Annotated in this window: 15 protein-coding genes; 2 read left to right on the top strand and 13 right to left on the bottom strand. The window is 45.0% G+C overall.

Going from position 1 to position 14,094, the window contains the following annotated elements; genetic code table 11:
- Positions 1-267: 267 nt before the first annotated feature.
- Both ON006_RS02215 and ON006_RS02210 read right to left on the bottom strand, forming a co-directional pair.
- Positions 268-687, bottom strand: coding sequence for a Dabb family protein (locus tag ON006_RS02215; protein ID WP_244823480.1), 420 nt, complete (start codon positions 685-687; stop codon positions 268-270).
- Between the two features lie 95 nt (positions 688-782).
- A complete protein-coding gene (locus ON006_RS02210) occupies positions 783-1,346 on the bottom strand; it encodes a DUF1697 domain-containing protein (protein WP_244823479.1) in 564 nt (187 codons plus the stop codon).
- Positions 1,347-1,448: 102 nt separating this feature from the next.
- Here ON006_RS02210 and ON006_RS02205 point away from each other — a divergent pair, with 102 nt between their 5' ends.
- A complete protein-coding gene (locus tag ON006_RS02205) occupies positions 1,449-1,889 on the top strand; it encodes a cupin domain-containing protein (RefSeq protein WP_244823478.1) in 441 nt (146 codons plus the stop codon).
- Positions 1,890-1,896: 7 nt separating this feature from the next.
- On the opposite strand, the gene ON006_RS02200 is transcribed toward ON006_RS02205, so the two are convergent.
- A complete protein-coding gene (locus tag ON006_RS02200; RefSeq protein ID WP_244823477.1) occupies positions 1,897-2,070 on the bottom strand; it encodes a hypothetical protein in 174 nt (57 codons plus the stop codon).
- A 36-nt stretch (positions 2,071-2,106) separates the two neighbouring features.
- The gene (locus ON006_RS02195; protein WP_244823476.1) at positions 2,107-2,589 is read right to left on the bottom strand and encodes a DUF6934 family protein; all 483 of its coding nucleotides are present in this window, start codon (positions 2,587-2,589) and stop codon (positions 2,107-2,109) included.
- Positions 2,590-2,774: 185 nt separating this feature from the next.
- Between ON006_RS02195 and ON006_RS02190 the strand changes: the two genes are divergently transcribed.
- Positions 2,775-3,059 (top strand): cupin domain-containing protein, encoded by a 285-nt coding sequence (locus tag ON006_RS02190; protein WP_310590216.1) that lies wholly within the window; start codon positions 2,775-2,777, stop codon positions 3,057-3,059.
- A 41-nt stretch (positions 3,060-3,100) separates the two neighbouring features.
- Here the strand turns inward: ON006_RS02190 and ON006_RS02185 are convergent, their stop codons facing one another.
- The 9 genes from ON006_RS02185 to ON006_RS02145 form a co-directional block, all read right to left on the bottom strand.
- The gene (locus ON006_RS02185) at positions 3,101-3,271 is read right to left on the bottom strand and encodes a hypothetical protein (RefSeq protein ID WP_244823475.1); all 171 of its coding nucleotides are present in this window, start codon (positions 3,269-3,271) and stop codon (positions 3,101-3,103) included.
- A gap of 30 nt (positions 3,272-3,301) precedes the next feature.
- Entirely contained in the window at positions 3,302-3,778 is a 477-nt protein-coding gene (locus tag ON006_RS02180) for a DUF6934 family protein (protein ID WP_244823474.1), read from the bottom strand.
- An 87-nt stretch (positions 3,779-3,865) separates the two neighbouring features.
- Positions 3,866-4,894, bottom strand: coding sequence for a DUF6807 domain-containing protein (locus ON006_RS02175; RefSeq protein ID WP_244823651.1), 1,029 nt, complete (start codon positions 4,892-4,894; stop codon positions 3,866-3,868).
- Positions 4,895-4,973: 79 nt separating this feature from the next.
- On the bottom strand, positions 4,974-6,314 hold the full coding sequence (locus tag ON006_RS02170) for a Gfo/Idh/MocA family protein (RefSeq protein ID WP_244823473.1): 1,341 nt from the start codon (positions 6,312-6,314) through the stop codon (positions 4,974-4,976).
- A gap of 123 nt (positions 6,315-6,437) precedes the next feature.
- Entirely contained in the window at positions 6,438-7,805 is a 1,368-nt protein-coding gene (locus ON006_RS02165) for a 3-keto-disaccharide hydrolase (RefSeq protein ID WP_244823472.1), read from the bottom strand.
- Between the two features lie 144 nt (positions 7,806-7,949).
- On the bottom strand, positions 7,950-8,864 hold the full coding sequence (locus ON006_RS02160; RefSeq protein WP_244823471.1) for a sugar phosphate isomerase/epimerase family protein: 915 nt from the start codon (positions 8,862-8,864) through the stop codon (positions 7,950-7,952).
- A gap of 88 nt (positions 8,865-8,952) precedes the next feature.
- Entirely contained in the window at positions 8,953-10,785 is a 1,833-nt protein-coding gene (locus ON006_RS02155) for a RagB/SusD family nutrient uptake outer membrane protein (protein WP_244823470.1), read from the bottom strand.
- Between the two features lie 28 nt (positions 10,786-10,813).
- The gene (locus tag ON006_RS02150; protein ID WP_267609947.1) at positions 10,814-13,558 is read right to left on the bottom strand and encodes a SusC/RagA family TonB-linked outer membrane protein; all 2,745 of its coding nucleotides are present in this window, start codon (positions 13,556-13,558) and stop codon (positions 10,814-10,816) included.
- A complete protein-coding gene (locus ON006_RS02145; protein ID WP_267609946.1) occupies positions 13,509-13,850 on the bottom strand; it encodes a carboxypeptidase-like regulatory domain-containing protein in 342 nt (113 codons plus the stop codon). Before ON006_RS02145 ends, ON006_RS02150 begins: the two co-directional genes overlap by 50 nt.
- Positions 13,851-14,094: the final 244 nt, after the last annotated feature.

Below are 14,094 nucleotides of genomic sequence, written 5' to 3'. Positions count from 1 at the left end.
TCATCTAAATTAGAGTTATACCCTTTACGTCTCTTGCAAAGTGAGGGAATGGCGTATAAAAATTAACAAAAGGCTCGAATCCTGAGCGAATTCGAAATAACAGCACGACACTAGTACAACCTACTGAAAGATTGGCATTTAAATACTTACATGAACTACCGGATACTCATTTACATGAGTATCCGGCAATCCCCCAAATAGTATCAGCGGCAGATCAGAAATAATTGAGCAAGGCTGGCAGTTACTTCAAACCCCGCATTCGGGCGGCTAATCCACCTTTTTCGGTCCAATTGAATCATAGACAACTACTTTTTCCCAAAGACCCGAGTACTCTTTTATAAAATCAAGGTGTATAGGGTGCGTCTGATAAATCTCCTCTTCAATGATATTTTTGAAAAAACACATCCATGAAAATGAGTAGTCCTTCACTATGACGGATCTGTTAGTCATGGCCGGCCTGCCGATATGCACGTATTCAATCGTGGGAACCTTTGCGAGCTTATGCAATCCTTCCAGCAGTTTGGCCTCGTGCTGGGCGTTGTTCGGCTCTTTCAGATAAAAAAATACATGATGGATAAAAAGCTCTTTGATCCTTTCCGGTTCTGCTGAGAGAGGCAAAATGGTGGCTGAAGCAATGGCGGCCAGTCCGGTGTTTTGGAGAAATTTACGTCTCGATTTGTCTTCCATGGTTATGAAGCGGGTACAATAATTAATTGCCAAATGGCTGTAATTTGAAAGTATTTCCTGCCAAGAATACAATTTCTTTACTCATTATCAAAGCATCAGGTTTGAGCTGCCAACTCCTCTCCCAGTCGCACCAGTTCGTTCACTGTCTTCCAGTTTCTGGTAGTAGCATCGAGTTTAAGCTTACTTTCAAAGAAATTATTGTGCAGCTTCGTTTTGCCATATCCATTCGGGCAAAATAAGTACAGCGATTTAGCATCCAGAATAAACTCGTCAGGCAGATATTTGTCAATTTCTATTTTTTCAAACCTCTCCTTTTCCGGTTCTTTTACAAGAAATGTCACATGTAGCTTGGTAATATCTTCCTGGCGGCTTTTCAGGAAAGGATTGCGTTGGAGTACTTTTTTGAGATCTTCTAATTCCAGTACAAGTACGGGCACATCAGATCCGGTTCCCTCTTTGATTTTCTCCCGGACATGTTTAGCCATCTCCTCTTCATTCGACTTTTTTTGGTTAAAAAGCACATTACCGCTTTGTATATATGTTTTCACATTTTCATAGCCGGCATCCTCAAATATTTTCTGCAAAACCGGCATTTTGATCATATTACTGGCGCTTACATTGATCCCGCGCAGTATGGCGATGTACGTTTTCTTTTTCATTCTGTTTAAATCTAGTGGACAAGTATTCCTTACTCTTGTTGATTGTAGAGGTAAACCGATGACTATGCCGTCTTTACTGTAAAGAACTCATTTTCAATCGCGATGATAACCAAAAGAGACCTAATCGTGGCAGGAGTAACGGCCTGTTTTACATTGACCTGCATTTTTGCCAATTCCAAGACTGATGCCCTGGACTCTTCCATTTTCGACTGGAATGACATTGCGGTCAAAAATACAAAAACCGGCGCAGTGAGAACATTTTTCCGATCACAAACAGCCACGCTGGACGAGCTGGAATGTCACGTTACGACATTAAATCCGGGAGAGACCTCGCATCCTCCTCACAAACATCCGGAGGAAGAAATTCTGATTATTAAGGAAGGAACTGTGGAGGCGTTGGTCAATGGGCAAATGAAGCAAGTGGGAGCTGGTTCAGTGATATTTCAGGCATCCAATCAAATGCATTCCATTCGCAATGTTGGAACCACGCCCACAACTTATCACGTATTCAGCTGGCATTCGCCGGGGACTATGAAGAAGTGAGAGCCTGTCAAATCTGATTTGGTTTGCTTTTGAGCAACTCAGCGGGCACAGGACTGGCTTCTAAAATCGATCTCATCCTTTCTAACTTTTGTTGTAAATAAGAAGAATGCTCCATTTTGTCAGTTTGTACACTGGCGACTTTCTTGCTACCTTTTCCGGTCTTTTCTATTATAGAAGGCATAACAATTCAGGTTTGAAGATATTCGAAGTTAGTAAATCATTTGACATAAATCAAAAAGCCATCATAGTTAACACCTTTCTGAAAAACGGACCATTCACCACTAAATTCTGACATTTCGGGATGATCGTTCGTTTCTGAAAATTTATGAGCAATAAAACCCAACACCTGGTGCCGTTCTCTGATATATGCCAAATTCTGATTAATCCCCATTTGATATTTCCGTGTTCTGGACGCCGAACTGCCCGTGGCAAAGACATACGCACCAGGGTTGTTCACGAGGAAGTCTATCGTTACCTGACCAACAGTGGTAAGAACACGATCCATATCGCCATTTCGGACTTCCACAAGGTCATCTATTTCTCCAAATTCTTGATTCCAAACCCCAAAGCAGAGATTACAAAATCGATCCCTATCGAATGTAAAAATAACCCTAATTTCAATTTTACCTCGTGGGCCTTCGCTAAAAAATTGGTAGCTCGTGGCATCTAGTCTTCTTGCTTCATATTTTTCTCTTTTCATCTAAAATAATGTGTGTCAGAATCATCCCAATATAACAAAATAGCCCCGGAGGTTCCGGGGCTATTTATCAAATGGTTACTTTATTTATCAATAACTCGTCTTGCCATAAGCTGCTGCATAATCATTCAATGCGGCGTCTTTTAAGTGTTCCGAAGCGATGACGAGCCGGTAGCGGAAAGTAGTGGATTCGCCTTTTTCAAACAGCCACGCTGGACGAGCTGGAATGTCACGTTACGACATTAAATCCGGGAGAGACTTCGCATCCTCCTCACCAACATCCGGAGGAAGAAATTCTGATTATTAAGGAAGGAACTGTGGAGGCGTTGGTCAATGGGCAAATGAAGCAAGTGGGCGCTGGTTCAGTGATATTTCAGGCATCCAATCAAATGCATTCCATTCGCAATGTTGGAACCACGCCCACGACTTATCACGTATTCAGCTGGCATTCGCCGGGGACTATGAAGAAGTGAGAGCTTGCTATTGTATTATCGCTATATTGTTGGGTTACAAGTCAAGATTTAGTTTTCAAATTCGACGGAAACGGATATTTTTCCAAAGTTTCCTTCATTTGAGCCAGCTTTTTTAGAATGACCGGCGAGTTCCGGGTTTTTCTGGCCTCTTCTAGTTTCTCGGCATCACTGAGATCACGACGCACATGCTGAACAGTGTTGTATACGCTCATAAACTTGTTGTTAGCTTAGTAACAAATATATCAATCATTTTTAAACAAAGCGAATGCCCGGTAGTTCTTTCCAGATCTGATATCTTCCCACTCAAATCGATCTGATTCGTTTTGGACCGAATTGATAATTAAACCTTTTACATTAAAATGCGCTCGGATCTCAGAAAAATATTTTGAAATCCCCATTTGATATTTTCGTGTTCTTGCCAAATTACTGCCCTCTGCATAAATATATCCTCCCGAGGGTGAATCCAAAAATACTAGTGCGATTTCTGCAACGGTCGCCAAAATTTGATCCATATCTCCATTTCTGGTATCTGCAGTATCATTAATTACCTTCAAATCATCGTCCCAAACTCCAAAGGCAAGATTGTACCCCTGATAGGCATCTTCTCCAAAAAACTCTGAAATGACAACCCTCAGTTCGATGATTCCTTTGGGCCCAAAACTGTTAAATTGATAAGTATATTCATCCAGCTTTGACGTGGTATATTTTTCAATATTCATTACATAATGTGTGTGTCAGAATCACCCCAATATAGCAAAATAGCCCCGGAGGTTCCGGGGCTATTTATCAAATGGTTACTTTATTTATCAATAACTCGTCTTGCCATAAGCTGCTGCATAATCATTCAATGCTGCGTCTTTTAAGTGTTCCGAAGCGATAACGAGCCGGTAGCGGAAAGTAGTGGATTCGCCTTTTTTCAATTTGAAATTAAGCGTCTCTTTACCATCGCTCAAAGCTTTCATACCCAATGGATTCACTGCGAACAGACCATACCCTCTGGCATGCCAGTAAGCCGGGTATCCAACATTTTTAGGGTGGTCAATCATAGCCACACTGATGTTTTCATCCTTGATCTTACCGGTCAGGTTACACCAGATAGCACGTTTGCCCCACACTGCCTCACCTTCTACTCCGTTACTATTGCGGTAATTTCCAGTAATCCCTTCATTGTTCAGCGCAGGCACCTTGGTTGCGATACCAGCAGCGTCAGTAAAAATCTCGGGCTTGTTGGATGGCAATTCCAACTCGCGGGCCACTCTAATGGCAAACATTCCGTCTTTCACGTCAGGCATTGCTACCTCGTCCATTACTGCCGTCAAAGTCGTGGAACGGTCTATGATCCGGGTATCTCCTTTTCCGCTGAAAACGTACGTCGTCGTTTCCTTCAATGTTAGTTTACCGTCTTTATCGACCCAGTCAGCCGTTACTTTCAGCTCACCTTTGTCTTTTCCGCTTTTTACTGAGGTGATGCCAGTATGAATAATGGTCCCATAAGCACGTTTGGCATGATTCACTGCATCCGAATTGTTCCAGTAATCATTTCCGTTCACATCCTCGTAATTCAGCCAGATACCTACGTGGTGCGGATGATCTACACGCTCGCCCGGACGAGGATCCAACGGCCAGCCGCGCGTTATAGTTGTACCTCTGGCTGTTTGTACCGGATACAAAACTGCCTTTTTCAGTACTTTCTCTCCGGGATAGAAATAAGAAGTAAATGGCTTTCCATCAATAATGACCTCGACCTTCTTCTCTTTTTCATTCTTGATCAAATCAACTTTCTGCGCTTGAACAAGGCCTGTGATGGCCGCCAGGGAAAGAGTAGCAACTGCTATGCCGGTATTTTTAAGATTCACTATGATCTGATAGTTTATGATTTTTAATTGAGATGCAGGCCAAAGGCCTGCATCTTCGTCAGCTTAAAACGATTTCCTTTTTCTTAGTATCCCAATTCACCCTTTTACCGGTGTGCAAAGCCTGAGTCGCCATAATGTTCGCTACCGAATGGTTAAACCCAACTCTCGCCGGCGCATTGGATTCCTTGCGGCTGCGGATGCAGTCCATCCAGTTACGCATGTGCAGGGAAGTCATCGGGTCAGATCCTGTATTGGCATCTGTCGCGATTTTGTCGCCTGCTTTCAATGACATTTCAGGAAGCAAGTTTGCCTGAAGGCCCATTGATTTGGCATCTTTTGCCTGCAAGCCTCCTTCCGAACTGATCTTGTTGGTATCCAGGTTGATCATTCCGCCATTGGAATAGTAGTATTCCTTCACGCCCCCGGCTTCATTGTTGAAACGGGAAGAATAGATCACCTGGAAGCCTTTGCTTTTGTCATCCACAGGGCCGTATTCGAACGCAGCGCTAAAAGTGTCCACATTGGTACGCCCATCTTTCCAGGTATAAATACCGCCGTTTGCCACCACATTGCGCGGCGCGTCCAGGCCTGAGAACCAGTGTACCGTATCGATCTGGTGTGCCATCCATTGTCCCGGGATACCTGATGAATAAGGATAAAACAACCGGAATTCAAGATAGAAGCGTGGGTTCCATGCTACTTTTGGACGGTTCATCAGGAAGCGATCCCAGTCAGTGTCTTCTTTTCTGATCTGTGACACGAGCTCCTTACGTCTCCAGCGTCCCGGCTGGTTTACATTCCAGGTCATTTCCACCGTGGTAATGTCACCAAATTTGCCTGATTTAATATATTCGTAAGCCGCCCAGTAGTTTGGCGCACTACGGCGCTGGGAGCCTACCTGAACAATTTGCTTGGAGCTTTCAACTGCTTTCAAAGCGATTTTAGCGTCTTCAATCGTTTCTGCAAATGGTTTTTCCACATACACGTCACGTCCCGACTTTACTGCTTCCGCACAATGTAATGCGTGCTGAAAATCAGCAGTACTGATGATCACGGCATCCACATCTTTGCGTGCCAGCAGTTCTTCGTTATTTCTTGCTTTTATAAATTCGTTGGAAGCATAAGGTTTTCCTTTCATGAACGCCTCTGCTTCATCACGACGACGGTTCCAGAGATCCGACACGCCCATAAATTCAAAATTCATCTCTTTGGCATGCTCAGAAAAACTGGGAGCAAGTGAACTGCGGAAACGATCGGAAAAACCGATAATCCCTACCCGCACCCGGTCATTCGCACCCAGAATACGACGGTAACTTGCAGCTGAGAAAGCATTGGAACCAACGGCTATCCCGGCAGAAGCCAAAGCCGTATTTTTTAAAAAATCCCTCCTACTGGTCATGATATAAATGGTATAAAAGTTAATTTTTTGAATTTCAATGCCCGGTATTCGCGGGCAATCAGTTGTAAAAAACCAATGCGGTATGATCTACTGTAAAAAAAGATCTTTTTTCAGACCTCCCGTTTATTTGATCTCTTTAACCTTCAAACTTCTGAAGGAAACATTGTCGCCATGGTCCTGTAAAAGCAGATTTCCTTGCCTGGACATACCAAAACCTTCAAATTTTTGAAATTTAGATCCTGCCACCAATTCCTTAAACTGAGGTGAGCCACGCACATATTCCACGACTTTGTAACCATTCAGGAAATGCTGAACTGTTCCGTCCTTCTGCACCACGATCCTGCCCTGATTCCATTCACCGATTTTCTTTACAGCGTTTCTAGGACGGTCTGCGGGGATTACATCATAAAATGAAGCAATCGTCCGGTTACCATTTTTGCCAAGCTTAGCATCCGGATGTTTTTCATCATCCAGCACCTGGTATTCGCATCCAATACCCGACTTCCCGTTTGAATTAAACTTCTGATCTACAAAATACTTCACCCCGCTGTTCGCACCTTCCGTTAGTTTGAAATCAAATTCGAATTCGAAGGCAGGGCCGTAAAGTTTGCGGGTAACAATGTCATTGCCTGTTTCGGAGCCGTCCGACTTGGAAATGGTGATGGTACCATCACTATAATTCCAGCGCTTAGATGGGAAATCGGTACCGCCGTAAGAACGCCATTGGTCTGCCGATTTGCCATCATATAGCAGCGACCAGCCCTGCGACTTTTCAGCTGCCGTAATGGAGTTAGGTACCAGGTTCACGATACGGATATTAGCAGCCGGGCTTGGCTTTAAGTTAGTAGTTTTAATGCGGACGTTTTTCCAGCTTACCTGCGTTCCTTCGAGGTCTTTGTTGCCGATCGCGTGTACTTGCAGACATATAAACCCACTAGGCGTCATATCATCGATCACGTGCGCTACCGGTACGCCATTGAGGAAAGTACGGATCGAATTTCCAATTGCCTCAATGCGGTACTTGTTCCAGGCGTCCTTTTTAAATGCTTTTTTACCTTCCGGATTGAGGTCCAGCGGATATAACCATCCTCTGCGCGCTTCGTCATAAATTCCCGCTGAATAAGCACGGTCACTCGGGTCGATCTCTACCTGATAACCATGTACGCGGCCATTCTGATATTCCGGAGTGGAGAGGCTTCGGATCTGAATCCCTGAATTGAGCTTGTTGTCAACTTTTACATCGCATTCAAATATAAAATCACCATAATTCTTTTCTGTCGTCAGAAATGAATTCGGTGTTCCCATCACGGAAGTACCTACAATGGCACCATCTTTCACTTCGTAAGTAGCTTTTCCGTTCAGCTGTTTCCAGCCCGTAAGATCTTTTCCGTTGAACAAGTCCTGCCAGCCGTCTTTCGATTTTTGCGCACTAACCTGGCCAATGGTTACAGCCAGTAATAAGCAGGCAAGCGATAATCTGTATTTCTTCATTTTGATGGATTGTAATGTGTTTTTTGACAAGGGTAATGCGGTAATGCAAAGGCAGCACGCATTATTGGTAATAACGATTAATTAATGTTATTACCCTTACAAATGCGATTCAGGCTAGTAATAATGTATGATGAATTTGACTTTTTACAGCGGATACTTCAAGGTTTCAGTAATGTACTTTTTATTGATCTCCGCACAGATCAATGGTGACTTTTCAGGATCGGGCACACCGTCGAGCTCAATAACCGCCCAGCCTTTAAATTTGATCTTGTCCAGAGAGGCAAAAACTGCCGGAACATCTACCCTTCCCTGCCCCAACTCCACGAATTTATATCCGCTCTTGGTTTCAGCAGGTTTGGTATCTTTCAAGTGAAGTGAGTGAATGATATTTTTGTATTTCAAAACAGCTTCCTGCGGTTCGCCGCCGCCTTGCTTGTAATGGGCAATGTCCAAAAGCAGTTTGATGTAGCGCGGATCCATGGCCTGCACGATCACATCCACCTCTTCCGGGGTTTCGCCTAACTGGTTCATATGGTTATGATATACCGCCTGCACACCCTGATCGGCAGTTTGTTTACCGATCTCATTCATGACCTGCGCCAATTTTTTTAATTCTTCCACGGACGGTGCACGATCTTTCGGACGCAGGCTGTTGGTGAGCTGCAATGCACTGCCACCCAGCGCTTTTACAAAACTGGCATGTGCCACGTGCGTATCCACGGTACTTTCAAACTTAGCCGGATCGATTTCTACATTACCGCTTGAAAACATGGCCAGCGTCAGGTTATTTTTAATCAGCGCGTCTTTCAATTCAGAAACCTTGTTACGATAAGGTGCAAAAGTGTTTGCCCGCAGCTGGATGCCTTTGAAACCAAGGCCTGACAGGTCGGTCATCGCCTGCTCATCTTTTCCACCCCACGTAATCGCGGAATAACCGATCTTGATGTTTCCTTTTTTGATGAGAGAATTAGCCCACAAATCTGCCGATGCGAGCGATGCACCACCAATAGACAGCATTTTTATAAAGTCACGTCTTCCGGTCAATGTATTGATATTCATGTTATTCTGGTTTGGTTCAGTTTTGATTTCATTTAAACTAAGAAAGTCTCTGAATCAGAGACTTTCCTGCTTTTGCACTCACTATTTATTATTGCGGAATGGAAGTCAAGGGCGGTACATTCTTTTCATAACCGGAATACCCTTTATTCTGATTAATTATTCCCTTCGAATTACCCTGGATCGTAGCCGAAGGTATCGGCCACAAAACATGGTACGGGCTGATCAGGTACTCGTCTCCGTGGCGGGTTTTGACACCTTTGTTATAAAAATTGTTCTTTTCCATAATCCGGTCGTAGAAGAAATTATTGTCTGAAAAGTTAGCCAATGTGTAAGTCTTACCATTGTAGGCCGGCTTCCCTGTCATTGCCAGAATATAAGAGATCCTGGTAAGTTCCGTCTTACGCGGTTCTTCATAATACAGCTCTCTCGCTCTCTCATCCAGAATCGTTCCGATGTTGATTTTGGCACTTGCGATCGGCGCAGCCCCGGCTCTTTCCCGCACTGCATTAAGATCCTTGGCTGCATTAGCGAGGTCGCCTTTCCAAAAATACGCCTCAGCACGCAACAGATGGGTCTCCGCCAACCTGAACACATACCAGTCCGTGTGACCGCCGGCCGCCTGAACCCGCTCCGGGTCCGGGATAAAGAGCTTATAATGTGGCCAGTCGAACCAGCAACGGATCGTATCGATCGTCAGCAATGCACCAGCATCCGTTCTTAACCTTAAATTTTGTCCGTAATAAGTGTCTTTCCCCTTAATGGCCGGGTTGTTATAGACCAGGTCCTGCATGCGCATCCAGTTGCCAGGCGCATGGCGTAAGTCGTTCTTATCATCCCAAACGCTATGGGTCGAATACCAGGTAGGACGCAACCTTCCAATCCCACGGCCGTATTTGTTAACCTGGTCGATCTCTATATTATAGGTATCAATGGTTCCTCTGTTGCCTGTGGGCGTATTGACGTTGTTATGCCAAAACGGTACTGCATTCCGCATGCTCTGGATACCACCGTCAAAATTCCCGTCGATCAGAAGCCGGTCTATCACAAGGAACAATGCTTCGGTATTTGTGGCGAGCGATTTGTTTTCAGGCCGGTGCAAGTCCCAGATCACATTTTTCGTCGCATCACTTTGATTGATCCCAAATCGGTTCGTCATCAGTTTATGCGGGCCGCCGTCAATTACATTGTTTGCCGATTTAATAGCGTCGTCAAATAGCCCTAGTGCGAGATTTACTTTTGTCAGCAGGTGGCTCACGGCGCCGCGTGTCACAGTACCTTTGTCGGTAACCACAGGCACCCACTTTTCGGCAAATTCGAGGTCCTCCTTCATTTTTTGAAGAATAACTTCTCGTTTAGTGGAGTAAAAGTCAAGCTTAGGTTCTACAACTTCGTCCAAAATCAATGGTACGTCGCCAAACTGGTGCACAAGGCGGTAATAGCGGAATGCCCGGTGAAAATAGGCAGCACCCAGTATTTCATTTTTTTCCTGTTCACTGGAGTACGTCGGCTGATCGATCCGCGAAATGGCTACGTTGGCATACTTGATCCCTTTATAGCCTTCCAGCCAATACCAACCGATTTTGTTATAATCGGTACTGTTCAATTGCGCATCTGGCGTAATCTGTAAGTTCATGTTTTGCGCCGGGCCCGACTTGTCGGTCGTACCTTCCACGGCAATGTCCGAGAAAATGCTTTCTGTAACGATCGGTGGATTATCGCCATACCATTCATAGCGCATGTTACGCTCGCACGCGATCAGCGTAGCGCGTAATCCGTCCGGATCATTGAATGTATTTTCCGGGGCAAAGAATGATAATGGTTTCGGTTCAAGTCTGGATTTATCGCAGCTGAGCAGTGTCAGGAAAAGAGCCGAGAAACCCCATAATCCACGTTTTTTGATTGATCTATATGTGACTTTCATGATTTTAATGTCTTCGTTTTTTAAACAATTACAAAGTAATATCAACCCCCAGCGTGAGAATGCGCGGAGTAGGAACATTATTACCTTCATCGTCAGGCTCTGCATCCCAATAATCCCAGTTTGGAGCATAATACCCTAAGTTCTTGGCTGAAAAGAAGAATTTCAGATTTTGCACATTGATCTTCTGCACCAGCTTTTTAGGAATCGAATAACCCAGTGAAATGTTATCCAGACGAATGAAAGACCGGTCGCGATAAACGCCAAACCCGGTTGCCCCACCTTCGCTGGAATAGAGGCGCGCCCATTCGTTGGATCTGTTTTCTTCTGTCCAGTAGGGGAATCGGTAAGAGCTGGTTCTGTCGAGGAAGCCATCCCTGTTTTTCATTTGGTTAAAGCCTGACTTATGTCCCCAGTAAGAGTAGATCGCGATACCTACATCAAGCGTCTTAAACAGTTTGAAGTCATTCCTCAATGTCCATCTGAACCGCGGATTGGTATACCCCTGAAACTCTTTATCCGCATTGGTGTATTTTCCGTCACCATCCACATCCTTGATTTTGAAATCACCCGGCTTGACACCATATTTCGCAGCCGCATCTTTCTCTTCTACCTGCCACACACCATCCACCTTGAAATTCCAGATCTCATCCAGTGCGTGACCGATAAACCGCCTGTTCGCCACGTCGTCCTTTTCCTTTCCATTTTCGTCAAGATCTCCGTAAAGTCTGGCGATTTTGTTCCTGTTCAGCTGAAAATTCGCAGTAGTCCTCCATGAAAAGTTTTCATGATTAATATTGACCGAATTGAGACTAAATTCAACACCTCTGTTCTGAACCTCTCCAAGATTGTCCCAAACAGAGCTGAAACCCAGAATATCGGGCAAAGCACGTTGAACGAGAAGGTCGGTTGTTGAAGACCGGTAGACTTCAATGGAGCCGTCCAGCACATTATTGAACAATCCAAAGTCCAGTCCGATGTTAAAAGATGCTGTACGTTCCCATTTCAGGTTAGCATTTTGCATACGGTTCACATACAGCTGATTAGCCAGGTATACGGTACCATCTGGCTTCACGTGAAGGTATTTCCCGGTACTCAAATCGGATATCGCATTGTATAACCCAATGTCGCGGTTACCATTGCTACCCCAGGTCAGGCGCAGTTTACCGTAATTCATCCAGCTGCTTTCCCAAAACTTTTCATCGGTAAACACCCATCCCAAGGCAGCAGAAGCGAAAGTCGCGCGTGGATTTGACTGCCCGAAAGCCGAGTAACCATCGCGGCGGGTCGATAAGGTGACCATATACCTGTCTTTCCAGGAGTAAAACACCCGCGCCATCAATGCGTCCCCGGTACTGTATTCGTCATAGCTTGATACCGTTGGATTAATGCCGGTACTGATGCCGTGGTAGCCCAATGCATCCGTTGGTAAAAATCCCTTGTTGTTCATGGTATTGTCCCAGCGCTGATACTTTTCTGCATTGGCGAGCAAGGTCACATCGAAGTTATGCGCTCCGAAAGTTTTGTTCCATTTCACAATGTTATCAACCTGCCAGTGGAAAGTTTTGCGGTTTTGCCTGCTGGCACTTCCGCCTGTGGCCGCCCATTCCGCGTGCGCCGCTGACTCGTGGTTGTACCGGTCGTAATATTCGTATCTTGGCGTATAGTTTACACGATAGGAAAATCCAAACGGCAATGTAACCAGTCCATAAAGCGTGGTATTCAATGTGGTAGTTTTGTATTTTCTGTCAATGAACTGACGGGCATAGTATGGATGGTTTCCTCCGCTCGCCTCATTATTGGGGCGCCATTTGTAAGTACCATCTTCATTAAATTCAGAACCCCAGGGAGAAAGAATCCGCGCGAGACCGTAATCCACCGGCACCTGACTTTCGTCTTTGTCCGCAAATTGGGTGTTGATGCCGACAGACAGAAATTTACTGACCTTACCTTCCAGATTAACCCTACCTCTGACAGTACTGAATTTATCGCCATAGATAATACCATTGTTATTCAGGTAACCCAGCGACATAAAGTAGTTAACCGCGTCTTTTTTCCCGGAAAGACTTACTGTATGATCTTGCCTCACACCGGTTTGAAAAACCTTTTTATACCAGTCAACACTCCTTCCTGCTTTGTAATTTTCTATCTCAACCGGCTGCATTCCAAGCCTCTGCAGCCATACTGTTGTAGGATCTCCCGACGAGCCGTCGTACGCCAGCCATTGTTGCAATGAAATGTCCGTGGGAAGGTTGGCCGGGTTATCAAACTGATGTGGCTTGAAGGTGGAGTTAATGTTTTTCATCACATCCCCACGCCAGGTAATAAACTCATCCGGCCCGAGAACCGGCTGATTTTTCGAAACGTTTCCTATGCCGGCGTTGGAGTTGATATTGATGATCGTTTTTCCCTCCTTACCTTTTTTGGTGGTAATCAGGATTACGCCGCTCGCTGCTTTCGACCCAAAAACTGCCGCAGAGCTGGCGTCTTTCAAAACATCAATCGTCTCAATGTCATTGGGGTTCACATCAGATAGCTCACCGTAGTAAATAGCGCCATCCAAAACGATGAGCGGACTTGTAGCCGCATTGATGGAGTTTCTTCCACGTACCAGCAAGCTACCTCCACCCTTGGCAGAAGGCGACATACCCACGTTAAGACCTGCCACATTTCCACGAAGAATATCCTGTACCGAGTTGGGATTTTCGTTTTCCAGTTTCGTCGTGTTAATCTGAGAAACGGCGCCGGTAAGGTCCCTTTTTTTTCTGGGTACCATACCCAACTACGACTACTTCGTCCAATGTTTTTTGATCGGATGCCAGCGAAACGTCTAACACACTGCTGGTCCCGACTACCTTTTCCTGGGTCAGATACCCGACGGCGGAAAACACGAGCACTGAATTGTTTCCAGGGACATTGATCTGATACTTTCCGTCTACATCGGTGGTGGTTCCCGTTGTTGTTCCTTTCAAAACAACAGTTACGCCGGGTACAGGGGAGCTGTCCTCAGCAGACAGAACTTTGCCGCTAACAGATTTGTCGGGGGCGGATTTTTCGTTTTTGGCCAAATTGGCGGGGCCGGGCGCTGGCAAGCTGATTCATCATGAACATGAATGCAAGCATACTTGCCGTCACCAGTCGCAAAAGGCCCTTGGTAGATCCTTTTTTCATGAATTGGTTAAGGTTAGGTGAGTAAATTAATATCAATTTACCCAGACGTAGTAGTACCTTTCCTTCCCCTACATGAATAAGTTCTATTTCTTTCTACAAAAAGTAACGTATGTCACCGTACGTCACCCTGAAATTGCACTC

Origin of the sequence: Dyadobacter pollutisoli (assembly GCF_026625565.1) — a bacterium.
GTDB lineage: Bacteria > Bacteroidota > Bacteroidia > Cytophagales > Spirosomataceae > Dyadobacter > Dyadobacter pollutisoli.
The sequence above is the reverse complement of the archived record's forward strand: the minus strand, read 5'-3'. Positions and strand labels throughout refer to the sequence as shown.